Source organism: Glutamicibacter sp. 0426 (genome assembly GCF_001906485.1).
Classification (GTDB): Bacteria; Actinomycetota; Actinomycetes; order Actinomycetales; family Micrococcaceae; genus Glutamicibacter; species Glutamicibacter nicotianae.
Map to the genome: position 1 here is coordinate 408,243 of NZ_MPBI01000001.1, position 22,493 is coordinate 430,735.

The 22,493-nt window shown below is 60.2% G+C and carries 20 protein-coding genes and 2 tRNA genes; 14 read left to right on the forward strand and 8 right to left on the reverse strand.

The window, feature by feature from the left end; genetic code table 11:
• The first annotated feature begins 18 nt into the window (after positions 1-18).
• Together BKX98_RS02000 and BKX98_RS02005 are read left to right on the forward strand one after the other, a co-directional pair.
• Positions 19-92, forward strand: a tRNA-Met gene (locus BKX98_RS02000).
• Between the two features lie 339 nt (positions 93-431).
• A tRNA-Met gene (locus BKX98_RS02005) sits at positions 432-505 on the forward strand.
• 116 nt (positions 506-621) lie between these two features.
• Here BKX98_RS02005 and BKX98_RS02010 read toward each other — a convergent pair.
• Together BKX98_RS02010 and BKX98_RS17095 are read right to left on the reverse strand one after the other, a co-directional pair.
• Positions 622-1,353, reverse strand: a complete 732-nt coding sequence (locus BKX98_RS02010) for a PspA/IM30 family protein (protein WP_038990570.1) — start codon at positions 1,351-1,353, stop codon at positions 622-624.
• 71 nt (positions 1,354-1,424) lie between these two features.
• Complete coding sequence (locus BKX98_RS17095; protein WP_198934340.1) at positions 1,425-3,557, reverse strand: TPM domain-containing protein; 2,133 nt, start codon at positions 3,555-3,557, stop codon at positions 1,425-1,427.
• A 181-nt stretch (positions 3,558-3,738) separates the two neighbouring features.
• Here BKX98_RS17095 and BKX98_RS02020 point away from each other — a divergent pair, with 181 nt between their 5' ends.
• The 4 genes from BKX98_RS02020 to BKX98_RS02035 all read left to right on the forward strand — a co-directional run bounded on the left by BKX98_RS02020 (position 3,739) and on the right by BKX98_RS02035 (position 7,986).
• Positions 3,739-5,259, forward strand: a complete 1,521-nt coding sequence (locus BKX98_RS02020; RefSeq protein WP_073705987.1) for a S1C family serine protease — start codon at positions 3,739-3,741, stop codon at positions 5,257-5,259.
• A 190-nt stretch (positions 5,260-5,449) separates the two neighbouring features.
• A complete protein-coding gene (locus BKX98_RS02025) occupies positions 5,450-6,271 on the forward strand; it encodes an electron transfer flavoprotein subunit beta/FixA family protein (RefSeq protein ID WP_174787696.1) in 822 nt (273 codons plus the stop codon).
• Between the two features lie 12 nt (positions 6,272-6,283).
• Positions 6,284-7,228, forward strand: coding sequence for an electron transfer flavoprotein subunit alpha/FixB family protein (locus BKX98_RS02030; RefSeq protein WP_073705988.1), 945 nt, complete (start codon positions 6,284-6,286; stop codon positions 7,226-7,228).
• Positions 7,225-7,986, forward strand: a complete 762-nt coding sequence (locus BKX98_RS02035) for a PIG-L deacetylase family protein (RefSeq protein WP_073705989.1) — start codon at positions 7,225-7,227, stop codon at positions 7,984-7,986. Before BKX98_RS02030 ends, BKX98_RS02035 begins: the two co-directional genes overlap by 4 nt.
• Before the next feature lie 92 nt (positions 7,987-8,078).
• On the opposite strand, the gene BKX98_RS02040 is transcribed toward BKX98_RS02035, so the two are convergent.
• The 3 genes from BKX98_RS02040 to BKX98_RS02050 form a co-directional block, all read right to left on the reverse strand.
• Complete coding sequence (locus BKX98_RS02040) at positions 8,079-8,636, reverse strand: anti-sigma factor domain-containing protein (RefSeq protein ID WP_073705990.1); 558 nt, start codon at positions 8,634-8,636, stop codon at positions 8,079-8,081.
• A gap of 124 nt (positions 8,637-8,760) precedes the next feature.
• Positions 8,761-9,222 carry a tRNA (cytidine(34)-2'-O)-methyltransferase gene (locus BKX98_RS02045; RefSeq protein WP_038990563.1) on the reverse strand — a complete coding sequence of 154 codons (462 nt, stop codon included), beginning with the start codon at positions 9,220-9,222 and terminating at the stop codon, positions 8,761-8,763.
• 44 nt (positions 9,223-9,266) lie between these two features.
• Positions 9,267-10,166: a DnaJ domain-containing protein gene (locus BKX98_RS02050; RefSeq protein WP_038990562.1), complete on the reverse strand. Its 900-nt coding sequence runs from the start codon at positions 10,164-10,166 to the stop codon at positions 9,267-9,269.
• Between the two features lie 117 nt (positions 10,167-10,283).
• Here BKX98_RS02050 and BKX98_RS02055 point away from each other — a divergent pair, with 117 nt between their 5' ends.
• Positions 10,284-11,183: a diacylglycerol kinase family protein gene (locus BKX98_RS02055; protein ID WP_158024645.1), complete on the forward strand. Its 900-nt coding sequence runs from the start codon at positions 10,284-10,286 to the stop codon at positions 11,181-11,183.
• On the opposite strand, the gene BKX98_RS02060 is transcribed toward BKX98_RS02055, so the two are convergent.
• A complete protein-coding gene (locus BKX98_RS02060) occupies positions 11,152-11,826 on the reverse strand; it encodes a dihydrofolate reductase family protein (protein ID WP_158024646.1) in 675 nt (224 codons plus the stop codon). The genes BKX98_RS02055 and BKX98_RS02060 overlap by 32 nt on opposite strands.
• A gap of 96 nt (positions 11,827-11,922) precedes the next feature.
• Complete coding sequence (folP, locus tag BKX98_RS02065; protein ID WP_073705992.1) at positions 11,923-12,849, reverse strand: dihydropteroate synthase; 927 nt, start codon at positions 12,847-12,849, stop codon at positions 11,923-11,925.
• A 112-nt stretch (positions 12,850-12,961) separates the two neighbouring features.
• On the opposite strand from folP, the gene BKX98_RS02070 reads away from it, so the two are divergent.
• The 3 genes from BKX98_RS02070 to mnmA are packed head-to-tail and all read left to right on the forward strand — an operon-like array spanning position 12,962 to position 16,169.
• Positions 12,962-13,771 (forward strand): hypothetical protein, encoded by an 810-nt coding sequence (locus BKX98_RS02070; RefSeq protein WP_073705993.1) that lies wholly within the window; start codon positions 12,962-12,964, stop codon positions 13,769-13,771.
• Between the two features lie 29 nt (positions 13,772-13,800).
• Positions 13,801-15,036 (forward strand): cysteine desulfurase family protein, encoded by a 1,236-nt coding sequence (locus BKX98_RS02075; protein ID WP_073705994.1) that lies wholly within the window; start codon positions 13,801-13,803, stop codon positions 15,034-15,036.
• Positions 15,033-16,169, forward strand: a complete 1,137-nt coding sequence (gene mnmA / locus BKX98_RS02080) for a tRNA 2-thiouridine(34) synthase MnmA (RefSeq protein ID WP_073705995.1) — start codon at positions 15,033-15,035, stop codon at positions 16,167-16,169. Before BKX98_RS02075 ends, mnmA begins: the two co-directional genes overlap by 4 nt.
• 170 nt (positions 16,170-16,339) lie before the next feature.
• Here the strand turns inward: mnmA and BKX98_RS02085 are convergent, their stop codons facing one another.
• Positions 16,340-16,699, reverse strand: a complete 360-nt coding sequence (locus tag BKX98_RS02085) for a hypothetical protein (RefSeq protein WP_038990554.1) — start codon at positions 16,697-16,699, stop codon at positions 16,340-16,342.
• A gap of 227 nt (positions 16,700-16,926) precedes the next feature.
• Here BKX98_RS02085 and BKX98_RS02090 point away from each other — a divergent pair, with 227 nt between their 5' ends.
• The 4 genes from BKX98_RS02090 to BKX98_RS02105 all read left to right on the forward strand — a co-directional run bounded on the left by BKX98_RS02090 (position 16,927) and on the right by BKX98_RS02105 (position 22,475).
• Entirely contained in the window at positions 16,927-18,558 is a 1,632-nt protein-coding gene (locus BKX98_RS02090) for an ABC transporter substrate-binding protein (RefSeq protein ID WP_038990553.1), read from the forward strand.
• Positions 18,559-18,703: 145 nt separating this feature from the next.
• Positions 18,704-19,795 carry an ABC transporter permease gene (locus tag BKX98_RS02095; RefSeq protein ID WP_073705996.1) on the forward strand — a complete coding sequence of 364 codons (1,092 nt, stop codon included), beginning with the start codon at positions 18,704-18,706 and terminating at the stop codon, positions 19,793-19,795.
• Between the two features lie 2 nt (positions 19,796-19,797).
• Positions 19,798-20,784, forward strand: a complete 987-nt coding sequence (locus tag BKX98_RS02100) for an ABC transporter permease (RefSeq protein ID WP_038990550.1) — start codon at positions 19,798-19,800, stop codon at positions 20,782-20,784.
• The gene (locus tag BKX98_RS02105; protein ID WP_073705997.1) at positions 20,781-22,475 is read left to right on the forward strand and encodes an ABC transporter ATP-binding protein; all 1,695 of its coding nucleotides are present in this window, start codon (positions 20,781-20,783) and stop codon (positions 22,473-22,475) included. The genes BKX98_RS02100 and BKX98_RS02105 overlap by 4 nt, the downstream gene beginning before the upstream one ends.
• Positions 22,476-22,493 lie beyond the last annotated feature (18 nt).

The window sequence follows — 22,493 nt, forward strand, 5'->3', positions numbered from 1 at the left end:
TAATGTTGTATTTACCGACGCGGGGTGGAGCAGTTCGGTAGCTCGCCGGGCTCATAACCCGGAGGCCAGAGGTTCAAATCCTCTCCCCGCCACGAATGTGGAAACGGAGATCCGAAAGGGTCTCCGTTTTCTTTGTCTTGGCAGCTTGGCGCCGCCGCCGGATCACGGCCAGTCGTCGATCAGACCCGCGAAATCAGAAACTCGGATCTCTGCCCCGCCGCGAGTCGGTGCGATTGGCCACCTGGTTCCCGACAGCTAATTCTCTTGCAGGCCTACCAGGTGCATCTGAAAAGATCCTTCGTTACCCGCTCATGCTGTGTGGGACTGGTGCATTGCTCGATGCCTTCAGAGTGCTGGATCTTTGCGTGACCAAGCGCACTTCCTCAGGATTGGCCAAGTCATTCACCGATTGGTAAAGTTGTATTTACCGACGCGGGGTGGAGCAGTTCGGTAGCTCGCCGGGCTCATAACCCGGAGGTCAGAGGTTCAAATCCTCTCCCCGCCACGAAAGTGGAAACGGAGATTCGAAAGAGTCTCCGTTTCTTGTTTAATCATCAAAAGCAATTGGCTGGCATGCTTGCGCACTACCAGCCAATTGACTATATCCCGTTATTCGAGTTCCTAGCTCTCCAAAGTACCAGCCTGCTTGGCCTTCAGAGCCGCCAGACGAGCTTCAACTTCGGTCTGCTCACCCAGATCTTCCAAGGACTCGAACTGGGCGTCCAGGCTTGACGCCTGCAATTCTGCAGCACCGCGGACTCGGGCTTCTTCGCGGCGAACCTTTTCCTCGAAGCGGCCGATCTCGCTGGATGGATCCATGATGTTCACGGATTTGATGGCTTCGTTGACCTGGTTCTGAGCGTGAGCCGACTTGGCGCGGGCGACCAGCTCGTCGCGCTTGCTGGCCAACTCTGTGCGCTTTTCCTTCATCATGTTCAAACCGCTCTTGAGCTTGTCCACGATTTGGCGCTGCGATGTAATCGTTGGCTCTGCAGTCTTCATCTCGGACTCGGCCTGCATCTGGCGCTGGATGGCGACCTTAGCCAAGTTGTCGAACTTCGCGGCATCATCTGCCTTGCCTGCGGAGCGGAATTCCTCCGCCTTGTTGGACGCTGCCAGTGCTTTGGCACCCCACTCGGAAGCTGCCTGCTCGTCCTCGCGGTAGTCGTCTTCCAGCATGCGCAGGTTGCCGATGGTCTGGGCAATCGCCTGCTCTGCTTCAGCGATATTGTCATTGTAGTCGCGCACCATCTGATCCATCATTTTCTGAGGGTCTTCAGCTGCGTCGAGCATCGCATTGATGTTGGCCTTGGCCAGCTGGGAAATGCGTCCGAAGATTGACTGCTTGATCATGGTTGGACCTTTCTGTCCGTCAGGAAAAACATTAGGTACTTCAAAACAACTAGTGAATCTATTCCGGCAAACTAGAAATTGCCGCCTCCGCCGCCTCCGAAGTCACCTCCTCCGAAACCGCCTCCGTCGCCAAAGCCGCCGAAGCCGCCCCCGCCGAAGAATCCTCCGCCGTCGCCGCCATCCGAATGACCGCCGTGGCTTCCGCCACCGAGGATAGTGTTTATCAGGATGCCGCCGAGCATGGCACCGCCGATGCCATCAAACATCCCGCCACCGCGGCCGCGGCCGTAGTTGCCGTAATTTCCGTATCCGCGGGAGCCGCCAAAACCGTCAAATCCACTGACATCGTTTTCGGCCATCTGCGCAGCCTGATCAGCCAACTGAATTGCACGTTGCGCCGAACCCACGGCACGCAGCGGATCGCTGCCGGAAAGCGAACGGGCTTCATCGAAGGTGCGTTGCGCTTCAGCAAGACGGGTGCGCGCCGAGGAACGTACGCCACCGCGACGGGCACGGATGTAATCGTCCGTGCCGCTGATGCGTGATGCCGCCGTGTGCAAGAGAGAATCAAGCTGCGCACGGGCAGACTGTTCCTGCTGCGCCCGGTCACGCGAACTGGACAGGGCCTCTGAGAGCGGGCGCACGGCCTCGTCGAGCTGGGTGATCAACGCTAGCGGGTTGTATCGGTCGCTGTTCAAGGCTTGCTTGGTATTATTCAGTGCGCTTTCCACACCGGCCACGGCACTCGCCAACCCGGGATTCGAACCGTTTGCCATGAAAGCTTTCGCTTGGGCCAGGTCCCGTTCGGCTAGTGCCATTGACGACTTCAAGTCTTGCTGGGCTTGCTCCAAGGCTTCGCCGGCTTTGTTGATGGCTTTGAGCAACACGTCGGCTTGGTCCTGCGCTTCTTCCGCGTTTTGGATCAAGATCGCGGCATTGGGACGGTCATTGGCCAGTTTCTGCGATGCCTGCTTCAAGGCAGATGACGCAAAGGTCAAACGTTCTGCGGCTTGTTCGGCATTGTCCTTGATCTGTGCAACTGCGCTGGCATCGTATCGGCCAGCGAGGCGTTCCAAATCGGCAACTCTAGCCGAAAGCCTCTGATTGAGCGGTTCTTGATTCGCTGAAACCTCAGTAATGCGATCCTCCGCATTCTGCTCCAGCTGGCGCAACTGCTTGAACTCGTTGGCATGAGCCTGCAGGGAATGATTAACCTTCTGGCAACGGTCAATGATTTCATTCAGCCAAGAACGCTGATCCTGTTCGGTATCCGGGATATCGTCATCCAACTGCTGCTGCAAACGGAAGGATTCCGACAGGTGGGCCTTGGCCTGTTCGATATCTTCCAGATAGACCTGGACCGCTTGCCTCCCGTACTGAGCCTCGGCGAAGCCCAATTCCTGCTGGGAAGAACGAATCGAGTCGTCTGCTGCTACCAGCAATTGATCTGCCTGTAAACGGAGCTTGTCCAGCGGGATCAACTGTTGTCGCGGCGCAGGAGAGCCATAATTTCCAGGGTGTTGACCCGGGCCCTGGCCGAGTGAGGCGGTCTTCTTCTTGCTGCGCCGTGAAAGGAACAGGTACCCAACCACAGCGACTGCGCCAATGACCAGAACGACTGTTAGGAAACCCCCGCCAGAGGAAGAGCCATCGGGGCTGCCACCGCCTTCAACACTGCGCATGCCATCGATAGCGCCATCAACGGCGCCAGCCCAGTCATTTTCGCCGAGTGCTGGACTGATCTGGCTGCTGTAGATTTCGGTGGCGGCCGCGGCAATTGGGCCTCCCTTCGCGCCAGCAAAATATGCCTGCCGGGTCTGGGTAGCTACCACCAAGATGGAGTCGGCACTGCCCAGCCCCTTCTTGTTGGCAACCTCGGTGGCCCATTGATCAGCTTGGGCTGGGTTCGAGAACTCATCGACGAATACCGCAAATAGATTCAACCCTGTATCGCTGCGGAGCTCTTTGATTTCGGACTCCAAGCGCGACTCGTCCGAACCAAGCACACCTGAAGAATCGACTACGAAATCGCCGGGTGGAATAGTAACCGGCGATTCAGCGATTGCCGGTGCCGATAAGCCGAAAGAGGCTGCAGCTGCCAATAGTGCTCCAGCAATGAGCCGTCTAGCTTTCATACGCATGTCTTGTTTCCCGCCTGAAATACAACAGCCAATCCAAAGATCAGGAGAGGGCCGATCTGGCAATCCCCAGAGATTGGGTTCACACTTATGATTGATTCTATTTGCCCTAATGAACCACGTCTACGCCATTCAGCTGGCAGAATAGTTAACTCACAGCAGGTGCTCAGACACCACAATTCGATGCCACAGACCTGAGTTGAATAATTGAACTCAAGAGAATTCGACAGTTCGAAAGAGGCAAGCCATGAGCCAGACACCGAATGAGCCACGTGGGAACGATGCGGGCAATTCATCAGAACCAAAGGACAACAACACCGACCCAGTGGCTTCGAGTGAACCAACAGTGAGCTACCCGCGGGTGAACCCGGGCCCAAGCGCCAGCGAGCAGCCAACCAGCGCTTACCCAACGGCGGCTGCCGACAGCACGCAGAATTCGGCCCATCAACATGGCCAGCATTCCGATGCCCAGCCAGTCCAGAACGGATCTCCCTACGGTTCGAGCTACGCCATGCCGCCCAACGAGCCAGCGCACTACCCAGTCCCACCGGAGAAGCCTTCCCAGAACAAGAAGTCCTTCTCCGGCAGCACCCTCATCGCGGGAATGGTCGCGGCGGCACTGGTCGGCGGCGTCACCGCCGCTGGCACCACCTATCTCATGAATGACAATGCAGGCTCTTCCTCGGTCACGAGCTCGCCGCGCGAAGGAGTGGTGATCAACAATCCGGACAAAGTCACCGAAGTCACCGCCGCCGCCGCCAAGGCCAGTCCTAGTGTGGTGACCATCGAAGTATCAGGCAACGGCTCCGGCGGATCCGGCTCGGGCATCGTTTTGGATGACAAGGGAAACATTCTGACCAACACCCACGTGGTCACCCTAGGCGGAGAAGTTGCCAATCCAAAGATTTCGGTTCAGATGAACGACGGTACCGTGCATAGCGCCACTGTCGTCGGAACCGATCCGCTATCGGATCTGGCTGTCATCAACATCCAGGCCGATGGTCTGGTTCCTGCCACCTTGGGCTCATCGGCCGAACTGAACGTCGGGGATACCGCGGTCGCCATTGGCGCCCCCCTGGGCCTGAGCGGCACCGTCACCGACGGCATCATTTCCACCCTCAACCGCACTATCTCCATCGCGTCTTCGGCCGTGCCCGAGGAAAGCGACCAGAGCGATGGCGGAGACGGCAATCGGTTCAACTTCCAATTCCCCGGGCAAGAACAGCAACAGCAGCAATCAAGCGGTTCGATCTACGTGAATGTCATCCAGACCGACGCGGCGATTAACCACGGCAACTCCGGCGGCGCACTGGTTGATGCCAATGGTGAAATTATCGGCGTCAACGTCGCCATCGCCTCGGCTGGCAACAGCGAGGAAGGCGGTTCGATTGGCGTGGGCTTCGCTATCCCTATCGACTATGCAAAGCGTGTTGCCCAGGAACTGATCGACAACGGCGTCGCAACGCACGGTCTGCTCGGTGCCACGGTGACGCCACAGGGCGCCTCGGGATCCAACCAGCAGAACGCATCGGCCTTCTCGGTTGGTGCCCGCATTGTTGAAATCAGCCCCGACTCCGCAGCTGACAAGGCGGGCTTGAAATCCGGCGACGTGATCACCGGCGTCAATGGCCGCGCGGTCCAGGACTCGCAGACGGTGACGGCCGCCATTCGCGAGATTCCTGCCGGGGGAGAAGCGAAAATCACCTATCTTCGCAATGGCCAGGAGCATACCGCAACCGCAACGGTCGGGACGCTGTCAAATAACTAAACAAATCGTCATGATGACGCTGTGGATCAAGTGACGCAGGCTGGTGACCAACCAGCCTGCGTCACTTGATGTTCTCAGAGCGATAAACGCCCGGTGAACTGCATTGTGTCGATACGATAGAGGTTGAAGGAATAAGCCTGCGCCCGTGTTTTGCACCGGAGCGGGCATGGATGCTTGTAGGAAGGCGCGAATGAGCGAGGAAAGCACCACGCCACTGAAAATAGTGGTCCTGGTCAAACACGTCCCAGATGTTCAATTTGACCGTCACATCGATTCGGGGACGCTGCGCCTGGACCGTGCGGAATCAGTCCTCTCGGAGTTGGACGAATACGCTGTCGAAGCCGCCGTTTCCATCGTGGAAGCCAACGGTGGATTCGCGGCCGGGCATGAAGTCATTGCTGCGACCATGGGTGGTAAGGGGGCGGGCAACTCGGTCAAGAAGGCCTTGCAGATGGGCGCCAGTTCTGGCCTGCATCTCAGCGATGAAGCCCTGGCCGGCTCCGATACCGTCGCCACGTCCAAAGCACTTGCCGCTCTGGTTGATTATGTTGGCAACGTGGACCTGGTTGTTACCGGCATGTCCTCGACTGACGCAGAGACTTCGGTTGTCCCAGCTCAGCTCGCAGAGCGACTGGGCTTTGCACAGCTGACTCACGCGCTCGCCGTCGAGTTCGACGCAGCACAGCGCGAACTGGCGATCAAGCGCGATCATCTGGATCGTACCTTGACCCTGACAGCTAGCCTGCCTGCAGTGCTTTCGGTCACCGACCAGGCCAATGAGCCCCGCTACCCGAATTTCAAGGCCATCATGGCCGCCAAGAAGAAGACCGTTACCGAGCTGGATTTGGCGGCTATCGGCTTGGATGCTGCGGCTGTTGGGGCCATTGGTTCGAACACCGAGGTTATCGGAGCCGAAGCCCGTCCTGCACGTGAAGCTGGAACTGTCATCAACGACAGCGGCCAGGCAGGCATTGCCTTGGTTGATTTCTTGGCCGAACAGAAGCTGATCTAAGGAATATTGAACATGCCTTCAGCCCTTGTATTTTTCTCTGAATTTTCCGAAGCACCGTCCAAAGCCCAACGCGAACTGCTGACCCTGGCATCCGGCTTCGAGAACCCAGCTGTGGCCGTTGCAAGCGAAGTCAGCTCCGCAGCACAGGAAGTGCTAGCTTCTTACGGCGTGGTGAAGCTCTACACCGCCTCCAGCCAGGCGCAGGTTTTCGGACAGCACGAGCTTTCCGTGCTTGACGCAGCCCTACAGGCTACCGGCGCCGGATTGGTTTTGCTTGCCAACGACAACTTCAGCCGTGAACTCGGGGCCCGCCTGGCTGTCCGCCACAACGGTGCGATTATCACTGACGTCATTGGCATCACCGGTGACTTGGTGGCGACCAAGGACGAGCTGGCCGGAAGCTACAGCGTTCAGGCCAAGCCAACCAACGGGACTCTCTTCGCCACTTTGAAGCCAAACAGCATCGAGGACGCTCCTGCTGCTGCCAACATCCCGTTGGCGGTAGAAGAACTGGCGCTGGAGGATTCCAGCGATGCCAAGGTCCGTATTGCGGCCGCCGAGGCCAAAGCAGCCAGCGACCGCCCGGCACTGACCGAAGCGCGCGTCGTGGTTGCTGGCGGACGTGGTGTCAATGGAGACTTCGGGCCGGTTGAAGACCTGGCCGATGCTTTGGGAGCCGCCGTGGGCGCTTCCCGCGCAGCAACCGATGCCGGTTGGATCTCGCATGATGCGCAGATCGGCCAGACCGGCGTTACCGTCGCGCCACAGCTGTACATTTCTGCAGGCATCTCCGGAGCGATCCAGCAGAAGGCCGGCATGCAGACCAGCAAATTCATCATTGCCATCAACAAGGATGTCGACGCACCAGTATTCGAAATCGCCGACCTGGGCATCGTTGGCGACCTGGCCAAGGTCCTGCCGCAGGCAGCCGAAGAGATTCGACGTCGCAAGGCATGATCGATACAGCGCGATTCATTGGCGCAGGCTCCCAGCGGGTTCTGGCCTTCGGCGCCCACCCGGATGATCTGGATTTTGGGGCGGCCGGCACCATCGCGGCACTGACCGCTGCGGGTGCAGAAGTCCAGTATTGCATCATGACCGACGGAGACGCCGGAGGCTTTGATGATCGGGATCCCGAAGAAACAGCCAGGCTCCGCCATGAAGAGCAGAAGCAGGCCGCGGCCAAGGTGGGCGTGAAGACCGTCCATTTCCTCGGTGAACGCGACGGCTTCTTGGAAGCCAACCACGATGTCATGCGCAAGGTGGTACGGCTGATGCGCCAGGTGAGGCCTACTATCGTGATTGCCATGCACCCAGAGCGCAAGTGGGATCGGATCCAGGCCTCGCACCCAGATCATCTGGCTTGCGGTGAAGCGGTCACTCGCGCGATATATCCGGCGGTGGAGAATCCGTTCTCCTATCCAGAACTGCTGCATGCCGAAGGACTGGAACCGTACAAGGTGCCTTGGCTCTGGTTGTGCGGCGCTCCGCAGGAACGCGAGAATGCCTACGTGGACATCACCGAATTCTTCGGCAAGAAGATGGATGCCTTGCGTTCGCACTTCACGCAGCATCCGGACGTTGCGGCCATGGAAAACTATGTTCTGCAGCAGTGCGAAGAAAACGCCGTGCGGGGACAACTAGGAAAAGGCAAGCTTGCCGAAGCCTTCCACGCAGTGGCGGTGAACGCCAGCGACACGATTGCCGGGTTCTAGCGATCCGGGTGATGTGCATATGAAAAGAGCTCGGGGCGAAGATCATTAAATGGTCTTCGACCCGAGCTCTTTGCTTAGCCGGTGGTGAGTTGCTAGCTCGCGTCCTGCGTTTCCTGGTCTTGGGCCAGCGGAAGGTCCACTGAAGCTTCAGCATCTTCAGATGGCATGTCCGGGATCTTGGCACCCTCAATGGTGATGTGAAGCGCAATCACATCATCGGCTGGGGTCAGTCCAGCCGAGGCGTCTTCACCGGTGCTGGAAACGATCACCGAGACACTGCCGGACTCATGCACGGCCCAAGCAACGTACTGTTCCGACCCGTCCAAGGCCGGCAGCTCGGAAAGCTCGACACCCACAGCATTTTCGGACTCGGAGGAGCTGAGCACCGCTTGCCCGCCGCTCTTCAACTCGACGGTCTGGGTGACCGCATCATCGGCTTTGGATGCCTTAGATGCTTTCGTGCCTCCATTGAGCAGGGTGAAAATCACCAACGCTAGGACAACGATGATGGCAAGTCCTGTAACTGCGAAGATCCAGCGCTTGGGCTTTTTCTTCGCTGCACGTGAACTGCTGGCCACTTGGCTCACCAGGTCTAGACCCAGGTTCTCGTCCTGGGGTTCGTCGCGGTGCTGGGAATGGCTACCGTTCATGGTCTTGGAATCTCCCGAAATGTAGTCGGCACAGTTCAATACCCGTGAAACTGCGGGTACAGACTCGAGCCTACTTTATAAAGATTAGGTAAAGCTGTACGCGTGGCGTTGGCGAGCTGGTACTTTATGCGCCAGCGAAGCCGTGCTGGCGCCACGCTTCGAAGGCCACTACGGATGCAGTGTTGGCCAGGTTCATCGAGCGGCGTCCTGGAAGCATTGGCAAGCGGACCAAATCGGTGACGCGAGGATGCTGCTTATCCTCTGCGCTTAATCCAACAGATTCACGGCCGAAGAGCAGGATGTCGCTGGTCTCGTAGCTGATGTCCGAGTAGACAGTGGTTCCTTCGGAGGTGAAGGCGTAGACCCGGCCTTCGCCCAACGCATCAAAGGCAGCATCAAGATTTTCATGCACCGTGACGTTGGCCAGATCGTGGTAGTCCAATCCAGCGCGACGCAGGTTGGCATCCTCGAAGTTGAAGCCCAGCGGCTTCACCAGATGCAGTTCTGCGCCGGTGATGGCTGCTAGTCGGATGGCATTGCCGGAATTACCCGGGATCTCTGGGGCATTGAAAACGATACGAAACACTCAACTAGTTTAAGCTCTCGCCATGAAGATTTAAGCCATTGACCTTAGTACATCGCCTCACGCAACTTCGCCAGGGCCAGACGGTCAACAACATTTGGCGATGGACCGGAGCCCAGGAAGAGTTTCAACTCGCGGATCAATCCCGCGGCGTTGAGCACATTCGGCGTCGATGCCAGGGTTGGATCGGCATTGCGGCGGTACTCGATGACCGGTTCGTGATGATTGCCGTTGGCAGAAAGCACCAGGGTGAACGCGACAACGTTCATCTGCATGAACTGGCGTTGCATTCCGGAGATGGAGAACTGCGGAGGCTGCGTCAGCTTATTGCCGTGGCGCAAAACGTTGCCGTCAAAGGAATAATAGCCATCGGGCAACGTCATCGTGTTGATCACTGCCATGCGGTAACCTGCAAACAGCACATGGTCGTAGTGGCCGGATGCCGGCGAACGCAATCCATTGACCAAACGGGCCGCCGGCAAGATATTCATTACATTCTTGGCCAGCAAGTTGATGGTCTGGGCTTCGCGAAGCAGCCTCGATCGGTTGGAGAACAGGCCGCGCTTGCGAGGCTCTCCGTGTACCCGCTGCTCACAGATCTTCTTGTCCGGCAGCGCCAAGGAGGATTCTGACAATGGCGGTACATACTCGGTGGGCAACTGGGCCTTGGGTTGCTGTGGGCTCTTGCGCAAGCGCTCGTCGAACGGACGGGCGCTGAATCCGGCGCGCGGAGCGTTGCCCGGAGCCGGGAAGCTCTGCTCATAGTCCAGCGGAGCTGCCAGATCGTTCAGCTGCTGGAAAGCACGCTGCACTTCTTTGAACTTGTCTTCGCTGCCACCGAGATCTGGATGCGTGGCGCGAGCGGCTCTCCGGTATGCGATCTTGATCTCTTCCAAGCTCGCAGTGGGCGCGACACCAAGAATTTCATAGGGACTTGGTGTGCTCATTGAACGGAATAATCCTCTCGGTGCAAATGACCAGATGGCCAGTGCTTCCCATTTTAGCGAACGCAACCCAGCAAATTCTTTGTAGAAGCGTCAAGTTGCTAGGTAATCTCTATGCTCATGAGCTCGTTTGCGCACGCCGAAAAGATTCGAATTATCTTCCACCCGGCCTCAGGACGAGGACGGGGGAGGCGCCGTGCCCAGCAACTTGCTCAACAGCTGGGGGTTCTGGGACTGGAGCACGAGCTGGTTGATACCTCGGTTACCAGTGTGGAACAGGTCGGCGGTCGGCTCAGAGCTTCGCGGATCATCATCGTTATTGGCGGTGATGGCCTGATCCATCACTGCATCCAGCATGTTGCGGGTACTGCGATTCCCGTTGGGATTGTTCCGGCTGGCAGCGGCAACGACTTCTGGCGCATGACGGGGGACGCGAAGGCAGAAGATTCCTTGGCCAAGATGATTGCATTTTGCAGGCAACCGGGAGCAACGACGCCCATCGACCTGTTGGAACTGCGGTTTGACCAGGCCGGGGGATCACCGCGTTATGCGCTGGGTGCGGTCTCCTGGGGCTTTGAAGCCACCGTCAATGCGAAAGCCAACGCGCTGCCACGGCAACTCGGATCCTTGCGGTACATCGCCGGACTGATCCTGTGCATCCCGCAGCTGCGCGGATGGCACAGCGAGATCAAGGCCAATGGACTGGAATTTAGCGGGAGTGTCCTGGCCGCCAGTTTGGCCAATATAAAGTCCCTGGGCGGAGGAATCAGGCTCTTCCCGCGTGCCGAAATAACCGACGGCACCGCAGAATTGGCGATCGTACGGGGACCACGGATTCTGCGTGTCCTTCCGTATCTGCCGAGAATCCTCACCGGCGCACCACACCCATGGAAAGTCAGCGCACACCTTGCACAAGCCCGCGTGGAAACTAGTCGGAGCAGCTATGCCGACGGGGAATACGTCGGCGAGGGGCCATTCGACCTATCTGTTATTCCGGCTGGGATTCAGCTGATCTCCTGAACCGGTAGTCGCAGAAGAGCATGCTGCCCTCTTCGAAAAGGGAATGCAGCTCGAACTGGAGGAAAACCTGCTGCTCGTGAACCGCAATTCGCATGCCATCGCCTGCCACCAGCACCGGTGAGTGGCTGATGCAAGCCGAATCCACGGCGCCAGCGGAGGCGAACTGACCGAAAATATGGGGACCACCCTCGGCATGGATGAAGCCAAGACCTCGGGAATGCAGGTAGTCGACAATTTCCTGCGGCGCGCATCCCCCGTCCTTGTCAGAAACCTGCACGAGCGTGACATTGGGTCCGAAAGCCTCACGCTGTTCGTCAGATACGTTGACGCTGGTGAAAACCAAGACTGGAATCGGAGACTTGGCAAAGACCGGCGCAGTTGGCTCCAGATGCAATCCGTGGGAAACGAGCGCCAGCACAGGCTGTGGTGGCATCCCACGCTCGATTCGCCATGCCATATCCTCTTCGGATAGGAGCTGTCCTTCGTATCCCTCGGCACGCACCGTTCCCGCACCGACCAGGATTACGTCGGCAAGTCGGCGCAAGAGCGAAAAAATCCTTCGATCACCCGGTGAACCCAAACCGCCGGAAAGCCCATCAACCTGGGCGCTGCCATCGATGCTGCTAACGAAGTTGAAACGCACGAAAGGGCGTTGCCCGCTGGAGTAGCGTTCAAGCAGGAACTGGTCATCGACCTGATCAGAATGATGGGGGAGCAGGGCACGCATCTGGAGAACTCCTTACTTACTGGCTTCGCGTTCTGGGTGCGCAGGAGGATTGACATCCCCCATGTTGTGAATCTGGTAGGCAGGTTCCCGCCAACCCTGAGCTGCTTCTAGCAGGCGTACAGTCTGCACCGATTCAGGAATGTTGTGCATCCGCAGAATCCGGGCGCCATTCATGGCGCAGATTGTTGCTGCCACCATAGATCCGACCATGCGCTCGGCCTTCGGCAGGTTCAGCGTCTCGCCAATGAAGTCCTTATTCGAAACTGCAGCCAATGCCGGATAGCCCAAATCAGCAAAGGCCTGGAACCCGGCGGTCAGGTCCAGCGTGTGGCGGGTGTTCTTGTTCAGGTCATGGCCCGGATCGACAATGATCTTCGCTGGCGAGATACCAGCATCCAACGCGACCTGGACCTTCTCCACCAGGTACTGGCGGATTTCGTCTACCACATCGTCATAGTGCGGGCGCGGATAGACGGTGCGGGGCTTGGCCAGCGAATGGGTGATCACCACGTGCACATTGTTCTTGGCCACCACCTGGGCCAATTCCGGGTAGGAAAATCCTGTGGTGTCATTGATGACATCCGCACCGGCATCAATGGCGGCTTGCGCCACCTGGGGGTGGAAAGTGTCGGCCGAGATGATCACCGAACTGCGTTGGCGCACTTGGCGGATCACCGGGACAATTCGCGCCGCCTCCTCCTGCCACGGAAGCTCGGGGCCAGGGGAGAAGGGCACCCCGCCGATGTCCACCCAGTCTGCGCCCGCCTCAACCGCACGCATGGCAGCGGCTACTGCATCGTCCAAGCCAAAGGTCGACCCTGCATCGTAGAAAGAATCCGGGGTGCGGTTGATCACGGCCATCACCGCGATCCGCTTTGAGAAATCCAAGGAACGCTGTGAAAAATCATGGACGGGAACCAAGAAGTCAGGCTTGAACATGCAGGAAGGCTCCCTTAGCTGGTTTCGACAAGTCATCTGTTGTTCTTCTATTCATACCACCGACTATGGCAGAGAGACGGAATTCCTCTGCTGATCTCGCTAGGCTTAGAGCATGCAGTTTTCCCACCTCTCCGCAGATCACGGGCAATGGATCGCGTCCGCTTGCGCATCGGCCGACCCCAGCACGGTTGTTGCCCAAATCCCTCACGGCTTTGAACGCTACGTTCGCATCTTGCACCCAGCCCTGGATGAAGATGACCAACTAGTGCGCTGGGAGACGGTGGCGCAGAGCCGCAAGCACATCATCACCGCGGCCGATCTTTTCGAAACCGTGGCCGGACTGGACGCGCAAGGCCGTCCTGAAACCGAGGATGCCTGGGTGGATTCCGATCTGCCCCTTGACCAACTCCCGGAATCCCAATGGCATGCCCTGGCCGCAGAACTTGTCGCGGCTTCCCCGCAGGACCAGAAGTTCGTGGTGGGCTTGTGGGCAGGCTATGCCTTTATCGAAGGCGGTGATCGAATCCAGATTGAGCGCGAACCGGATCCTGCTTTGAACGATGAAGAGAACCAAAGGGAGTACGAACTGGCGCTCGCCGAAGCACAGAAGCCGGCCTTTGGCCCCGAGGTCATCCACGCGGACCTGCTGGAGCTGGGTGGCGGATACCGGAACTACCACCTGTTCGAAGCGGACGCCGAGTTCCTGGCGCGACCCGAATGGGCAATAACTGCCGACGGTGCCCAGCGCCAGCGCCCTGCCCTGGCCTTTGCAGCAGACCACTCGTGGATGCTGTCAACCGAACCCTTCGATGACTGCACTATTCTGGGCGGACCCGCGTCATTGATCGAATCGATCCTGAATAATCCGGTCCTGGAAGCCATTGAGGTCGGCCAATTCACACGGATTGGCCATTCTAACTAGGGCACCAAACCCCGTACCATTGAAGAGTTATGAATACTTCCGCCGTATACCTGGATCACGCGGCAACCACCGATCTGAATCCAGCAGCTCTCGCTGCGATCACCGAGCAATATTCCCGCACGGGAAACCCGTCGTCCTTGCACACGGCAGGACGTCGTGCCAACCGTACGGTGGATGATGCCCGCCAGGCTATTGCCAATGCCGCCGGGGCGCACCCCAGCGAATTGATCTTCACATCTGGCGGAACCGAATCGGATAACCTGGCGCTGAAGGGCCTTTTCTGGAACCGCGTAGCGGCCAACGAGCAGGCGCGCGCCATCGTGCTCACCGGCATCGAGCACCACGCGATCCTGGATACGGCAACCTGGTTGCAGGACCACGAGAATGCCACCTTGCTGTGGTTGGCCGTTGACGGGGACGGCGTAGTTGATCTCGATGCGGCAGAGAAGCTTTTTGCAGAGCACCACCAGCGCATTGCCTTGGCGACCTTGATGTGGGCCAACAATGAAGTCGGCACCGTGCAGCCAGTTCGTGAATTCGCCGCCTTGGCTGGCCGCCACGGGATCCCTGTGCACTCGGATGCGGTCCAGGCCTTCGGAGCGGTGGAGGTCGACTTCGCCTCCTCGAATTTGGCCACCATGGCGATCAGCGCGCATAAGATCGGAGGCCCGGTAGGTATCGGCGGACTGCTGGTTCGCAGGGATGTAGTGCTCACCCCTGTGCAGCACGGCGGCGGACATGAACGCAAGCTGCGTTCGGGCACCCTGAACGCCGCCCACGCGGCCGGCTTCGCCGCTGCGGCTACTGCGGTGCGTGCCGAATTGCAGCAGGAAGCCGCGCGGCTGAGCGAACTGCGCGAATACGCTGTCGAGAAGATCAGCGGCTTAATTCCAGAAGCCGTGCTGAACGGTCCACGGGACCAGGCCAACGAAGGCAAGCGGTTGCCCGGCAATCTGCACTTCACTTTCCCCGAATGCGAAGGGGATTCCCTGCTCTTCGGCTTGGATATGGTGGGCATTGCCTCATCCACTGGTTCGGCCTGCACCGCTGGCGTTCCGCAGCCTTCGCATGTTTTGCTGGCTATGGGACGCGATGCGCGCACCGCGCGCAGTGTGCAACGCTTCACATTGGGGCATACATCCACGCGCGCCGACGTTGACGCATTACTAGAGGCTTTGCCGCAAGCATATGCCCAGGCAAAGAAGGCTGGCATGGCAGCCGATGAAAGCAGCATCCACACGGCAGGAACAGGTTTTACACGATGAAAGTACTAGCAGCGATGTCCGGAGGCGTGGACTCGGCGGTCGCCGCCGCCCGCGCAGTTGAAGCCGGCCACGATGTGGTCGGCGTGCACCTGGCCCTGTCCCGCATGCCAGGGACCCTGCGGACCGGTTCGCGCGGTTGCTGCACCTTGGAAGACTCCAACGACGCTTGGCGTGCCTGCGACAAGCTGGGCATCCCGTATTACGTTTGGGATTTCTCTGACCGCTTCGCCGAGGACGTGGTGGATGACTTCGTAGCTGAATACGAGGCCGGCCGCACCCCGAACCCGTGCATGCGCTGCAATGAGAAGATCAAGTTCGCCGCCTTGCTCGAGAAGGCCCTGGCCCTGGGCTTTGATGCGGTCTGCACCGGCCACTACGCCAAGGTGCTGCGCGACGAGCAGGGCAACCCGGAGCTGCACCGCGCCGCGGACTGGGCCAAGGACCAGTCCTACGTCTTGGGCGTGCTGACCCACGAGCAGCTGGAGCACTGCATGTTCCCGCTGGCCGAGACCCCCTCCAAAGCGGAAGTCCGTGCCGAAGCCGCCGCGCGTGGCCTGACGGTCGCGAACAAGCCCGACAGCTACGACATCTGCTTCATCCCTGATGGGGATACCCGCGGATGGCTGGCTGAACGCATTGAGATGAAGCCAGGGGAGATTGTCGACCACGAGGGCAACCAGCTTGGCGAGCACGAAGGCGCGCAGGCCTTCACTGTTGGCCAGCGCAAGGGCCTTCGCCTGGGCCGTCCGGCTGCCGATGGAAAACCGCGTTTCGTGCTGGAAATCCGTCCGAAGGAGAACAAGGTGATCGTCGGTCCGGAGGCTCTGCTGGCCGTGGACCAGTTGCGCGGTATCCGCATTTCCTGGGCGGGCGTGCCAATCGCTGAAGTCTTCAGCGGAGACACCTTCGATTGCATGGTGCAGGTGCGTGCGCACGGCGATCCGGTGGCTGCTGTGGCTCACATGGAGCGCTCCGATGAGGGCCGTGACGAGCTGGTAGTCAATCTCCCTGAAGGCATGCGCGGAGTCGCGCCGGGCCAGACCATGGTCGTTTACCAGGGCAGCCGGGTGCTGGGCCAGGCAACCATCGATTCTGCCCGTTCCAGCGCCTGGGACTCCAGCAAGGTCAACTGATTATGCCGATGCAAAGAAGCCCTTGGTTCCATTCGAAAGAGAATGGAACCAAGGGCTTCTTTGCGTCATAGGCTCTTTAGCTTCGCCAAAGGGCAAAAGATGGGTTGTTGCGCCGCTCGCGGAATGTCCGAGCAGCCGGGCGAGCCAATTGAAACGGATGGAGACAGCTTCTAGTCCTCGTCGACAATGCCGAACATATGGGCCGAAATATCCTGGTACTCCACGCGGGTCTTGCCTTTTTCCAGCTTTGGCAGCTGCGCCGGGGAGTGCGTGTGGCAGTGCACGAAATCGAAGGCAGGCCACCACTTCTTGGGACGCTCGTATTCGCTGAAGCCGCAGACTTCGCAGACCAGGTGAATCCACACGGGCCGTTTGCCGGTGCGATTCGCACGCGACTGGGCCAGCCATGCAGGCGGGTTCGAATTCAGCTCACGAAACTCGGCTTCGCTCAACTTCGACGGGATGCCGTGCTTCTTGGCCATTTCAACTGGGATATCCAACGCGATTGCCGCGTCTCTACGAGTCATCATTGGTATCTAGCTTATGCCACCGGGCGAACGCCCGGAAAGCCATGCCAGCCCATCGCAACGGTGAGTTAGCGCGGCTATGGGCTGAAGCGCAAAAAGCGGGTTTTGAGACCGCGCTTTTGCAAATTTCCACCTCTTCCATTCGTATTTCGTGCCCTGCATCACATAGGCTATGTGAAGCATGTGCTAATCATCACAGTGCATGCATGTATCTAGACGAAGGATGACTCATGACTCGCAAGAAGAACGGACTGCGACTCGCAGCAGCCGTTGTGGGTATCTCTGCCCTGGCTCTGACCGGCTGCACCCAAGCTGCAGACAGTGGCAATGACGGCGGCGGCAATGGCGATGCCAGCGCCCCGATCACCCTGGGCACCACCGACAAAGTGACCTCTCTGGACCCTGCTGGATCCTACGACAACGGTTCGTTCATGGTCATGAACCAGATCTACCCCTTCCTGCTCAACTCCGAGCCGGGCAGCCCGGACCCATCGATGAGCCTTGCCGAGTCCGCAGAGTTCACCACCCCGACCGAATACACGGTCAAGCTGAAGTCGGGCTTGAAGTGGGCCAACGGCCACGACCTAGACTCCAAGGACGTCAAGTTCACCTTCGACCGCCAGCTGAAGATCGCGGACCCCAACGGTCCTTCCTCGCTGCTTGGCAACGTCGAGTCCATCGAAGCGCCAGATGCCACCACCGTGGTCTTCAAGCTGAAGGTCGCCAACGACCAGACCTTCCCGCAGGTGCTGACCTCTCCGGTCGGCCCGATCGTTGATGACGAAGTGTTCTCTGCGGACAAGGTCATGGACGACCAGGAGATCGTTGAGGCCAAGGCCTTCGGCGGCCAGTACGTCATTGATTCGTACAACAAGAACAACCTGATCTCGTTCAGCGCCAACGAGTCCTACCAGGGCGTGCTGGGCCCAGCTGCCAATGACAAGGCGGCGATCAAGTACTACGCCGACGCCAACAACCTGAAGCTCGAAGTCCAGGAAGGCAAGATCGACGTCGCATGGCGTTCGCTGACTCCAACCGACATCGAGGACCTGGGCAAGGATGAGAACCTCGTGGTCCACAAGGGCCCAGGCGGCGAGCTGCGCTACATCGTCTTCAACTTCGATTCCATGCCGTACGGCGCCAAGACCGATGACGCTGATGAAGCGAAGTCGCTGGCCGTGCGCCAGGCCGCCGCGCACCTCGTGGACCGCGAAGCCATCGCGAAGAACGTCTACAAGGACACCTACACCCCGGCCTACTCCTACGTGCCGCAGGGCTTCACCGGTGCGATTGAGCCGCTGAAGGACCTGTACGGCACCGACGGAAAGCCGGATGCCGCCAAGGCCAAGAAGGTACTGGAGGATGCCGGCGTCGAGACTCCGGTCAAGCTCGCACTGCAGTACAACCCGGACCACTACGGCCCGAACTCCGGTGACGAATACGCACTGGTTGAGAAGCAACTGGAAGCCGATGGCCTGTTCGACGTCGACCTGAAGTCCACCGAATGGGTGACCTACCAGAAGCAGCGCGTCTCGGATTACCCTGCCTACCAGCTGGGCTGGTTCCCTGACTACTCGGACGCCGACAACTACCTGTCGCCGTTCTTCGCCAAGGACAACTTCCTGTCGAACAACTACGACAATCCCGAGGTCGACAAGCTGATCTCCGAGCAGCGCGGCATGACCGACGCTGCCGAGCGCACCAAGGCCATCGAAGAACTGCAGACAATGGTCGCCGAGGATCTGTCCACGCTGCCGCTGCTGCAAGGTGCCCAGGTGGCCATTGCAGGCAAGGACGTCAAGGACGTCGACAAGACCCTGGACGCTTCGTTCAAGTTCCGTCTCGGTGTGCTGAGCAAGTAATTCCGCTCCAGCCTCGCAGACAGCAAACCTGAGGGGATCCGCCACGCGCCAGCATTGGCGCACGCGGTGGATCCCCTTGGCATGCGCCGTCAACGGCAACTCTCCACGGCGCATCGCCATGCATCCTGAACCAAAAGGACAGACGATGACTATCACGTCGCCACCGGGCCAAGAAGCAAGCCCGCTAGCAACACCCAAACCAGCAAAGCAGAAGGGCGGGGGATTCCTCCGCTACCTGATTACCCGATTCTTGCTGATCATTCCCACTGTCTTCATCCTCATCACAGTGGTGTTCTTCCTGATGCGCGTGACCGGCGACCCGATCACCGCGGCCCTGGGCGGACGGCTCACACCGGACCAGCTGGCCCAGCGCATCCACGAAGCCGGCTATGACCGGCCGATCCTGATCCAGTACTTCGAGTACCTGGGCCAGATCGTCACCGGAGACCTGGGCCGCACCATGAGCGATAACCGCGCGGTCACCGAAGTGCTGGCCACCTACGGCGCAGCCACCTTGGAACTGGCCATCAATGCGATAATCGTCGCGCTGCTGGTCGGCATCCCGCTGGGCCTGGTCGCCGCAAAGTTCCGCGACCGCTACCCCGATGCCGTGCTGCGCATCCTGGCCATCCTCTCCTACGCCACCCCGGTCTTCTTCGCCGGCCTGCTGCTCAAGCTGGTTTTCGGCGTGTGGCTCGGCTGGCTGCCCATCAGCGGACGTGCCGACTGGCAGACCGAACTCGAGCTCACCGGATTGCAGAGCCCCAGCGGCATCTATTGGCTGGACGCGCTGCGCAGCGGCAACATGGAAGCATTCGCCAACGTCACCGAGCATGCGATCCTGCCGGCATTGGCGCTGGGCCTGCTCACCGGCGGCGTGTTCCTGCGCCTGGTGCGCACCAATGCGATTGGCACGCTGGGCCGTGAATACGTCGAAGCCGGCCGCTCGCGCGGTGTCAGCGAATACCGGCTGACCACCAAGCACGCCTACCGCCCGGCACTGATCCCGATCATCACCGTCATGGGCCTGCAGATCGCCATGCTGCTCGGCGGCGCGGTGCTCACCGAGACCACCTTCGAATGGTCGGGGCTTGGCTTCAAGCTTGCCGAATACCTCACCGCCCGCGACTTCGTGGCAGTGCAGGGCATCGTGGTGCTGCTGGCCATTATCGTCGCCGTCACCAACTTCATTGTCGACGTGCTGGCCGCCTTGATCGACCCGAGAGTCAGGTACTAATCATGAGCACAGCAACCCTGCCCGCCTCGAACAAATCCTGGCTTGACCGGCTCCCGGTCATTTCCCACCTGCGCATGTCCTCGGGCCTGCAGCGCGGCATGCTGATTGCCGGCCTGATACTGTCCGGACTGTTCATCATCACCGCCTTGTTCGCACCGCTGATCGCGCCCTTCGACTTCGCGCAGTCCTCGGACGCCTCGGGCGACTTCCCGCGCCAGGCTGCCCCGGACAGCAAATTCATCTGGGGCACCACCGCCACCGGCTACGACGTGTTCTCGCGCACCCTCTTCGGCGCGCAGACGGCCATCTGGGTGATCTTGGCCGCGGTGGTCATGTCCCTGTTCCTCGGCGTGCTGCTGGGACTGGTCTCCGGCTACCTCGGCGGCTGGTTCGACCGCATCGCCGTGGTGCTGTCCGACGCGATCTACGCCTTCCCGTCCCTGCTGCTGGCCATCGTGATGTCCATCGTGATCTCGCAGGGCCAGTCCTCGCTCTTCGGCGGCGTGATGGCGGCAGCCATTTCCATCACCGTGGTGTTCATCCCGCAATACTTCCGCGTGGTCCGCGCCGAGGTGATGCGCCTGAAGGCCGAGCCGTTCGTGGAATCCGCCCAGGTGATCGGTGCCAGCCCATGGCGGGTGATGTTCGCCCACCTGCTGCGCAACGCCACCCGCACCCTGCCGCTGATCTTCACGCTCAACGCGACCGAGGCGCTGCTGACCCTGGCCGGCTTGGGCTTCCTGGGCTTCGGCATCGAGCCGACCAGCGCGTCGGAATGGGGCTACGACCTGAACCGCGCAATGTCCGATGCGACCAGCGGCATCTGGTGGACCGGCCTGTTCCCGGGCTTGGCCATCGTGCTAACCGTCATGGGCCTGACCCTGGTGGGCGAGTCCATGAATGACCTCAATGACCCGCGCCTGCGCCGCTTCAGCCGCAAGAAGGCCAAGCGCATCACCCAGTCCGGACAGGTAGGAGCAAGCAAATGACCAATAGTCCTGTCCTCAATCCAGAGGCCAACGCCGGCACCCCGGAGGTGCTGCGCGTCGAGGACCTGAACATCGATTTCGTCACCGACGCGGGCGCCGTGCCAGCGGTGCGCGGTGTCGACCTGCAGGTCAAGACCGGCGAGATCCTGGCTATCGTGGGCGAATCCGGTTCCGGGAAGTCCGTCACCGCGCGCACCGCCTTGGGCATCCTTGCCGAGAACGGCGCCTCGCGTGGCGGCGTCTACCTCAAGGGCAAGAACATGCTGACCCTGCGCGGCCACGAGCTGCGCGAAGCCCGCGGCCGGGATGTGGCCATGGTCTTCCAAGAGCCGTCCACGGCGCTGAACCCGGTGTACACCGTGGGCTGGCAGATCATGGAGGGCATCCGCGCGCACAACAAGATCTCCAAGAAGGAAGCCAAGTCGCGCGCCATCGAGGCGATGCGCCAAGTCGGCATCCCGGATCCGGAGCAGCGCGTGGACTACTACCCGCACCAGTTCTCCGGCGGGCAGAAGCAGCGCGTGGTCATCGCCGCGGCGCTGGCCCTGAAGCCGGAGCTGATCGTGGCCGACGAGCCGACCACCGCATTGGATGTCACTGTTCAGGCCGAAATCCTGCAGCTGCTGCGCGATTTGCGTGACGAGCTGGGCACCGCGATTGTCATCATCACCCACAATATGGGCGTGGTGGCCGATATCGCGGACCGCGTGATCGTGATGAACCAGGGGCAGATCGTCGAGCAAGCACCGGTGATCCAGCTCTTCGAAGCCCCGCAGGAGGACTACACCAAGTCCCTGCTGGCCGCCGTGCCGCACCTGGGGCGCGAAAGCGCCTCGGAAGGGCTGGCCGAACGCCCGCACCAGGATGCTGAAGTGCTGGTGGAAGCGGCGGGCCTGAAAGTGCATTTCCCCGGTCGCCTCGGCGCTCCGGGCTTCACCGCGGTCAACGAGGTGGACCTGAAGATCCACGCCGGGGAGGTCTACGGCCTGGTCGGCGAGTCGGGATCGGGCAAGACCACCATTGGGCGCAGCATTGCCGGGCTCAACCGCATCACCGGCGGCTCGCTGAAGGTGCTGGGCTACGAAATGGCCCAGTTCAAGGAACGCACCTTCAAGCCGCTGCGCGAGCAGATCGGATTCGTGTTCCAGGATCCAGCGGCGAGCTTCAACCCGCATCTGACCGTGGGCGAATGCGTTGCCGAGCCGCTGGCAGTGCACCGCGACCTGAATCCGCCGCAGACCCGTGCCAAGGTGGCCGAGCTGCTGGAGTCGGTGCAGCTGCCGGCCGGATTCGCGAACCGGTACCCGCACGAGCTCTCCGGCGGCCAGCGCCAGCGCGCCTCGCTGGCCCGCGCCCTGGCCCTGGAACCGAAGCTGCTGATCGCCGATGAGCCAACCAGCGCGTTGGACGTTTCGGTGCAGGCCAAGGTGCTGGAGCTGTTCCGCGAATTGCAGGCCGAACTGGGCTTCGCCGCCCTGTTCGTCTCGCATGACCTGGCAGTGGTCGACCAGCTGGCGACCTGGGTGGGCGTCCTGTTCCGCGGCAGCCTGCTGGAAGAAGGGCTGGGCTCCAAGGTGCTGGCCAACCCGATGCACGAGTACACCCAGCGGCTCATTGCCTCGCTGCCGGTGCCGGACCCGCGCGAGCAAGCCCAGCGCCGCAAGCTGATCGAGCGGCTGAACGGATCCTGAGCCATCGGCAATCAAGGA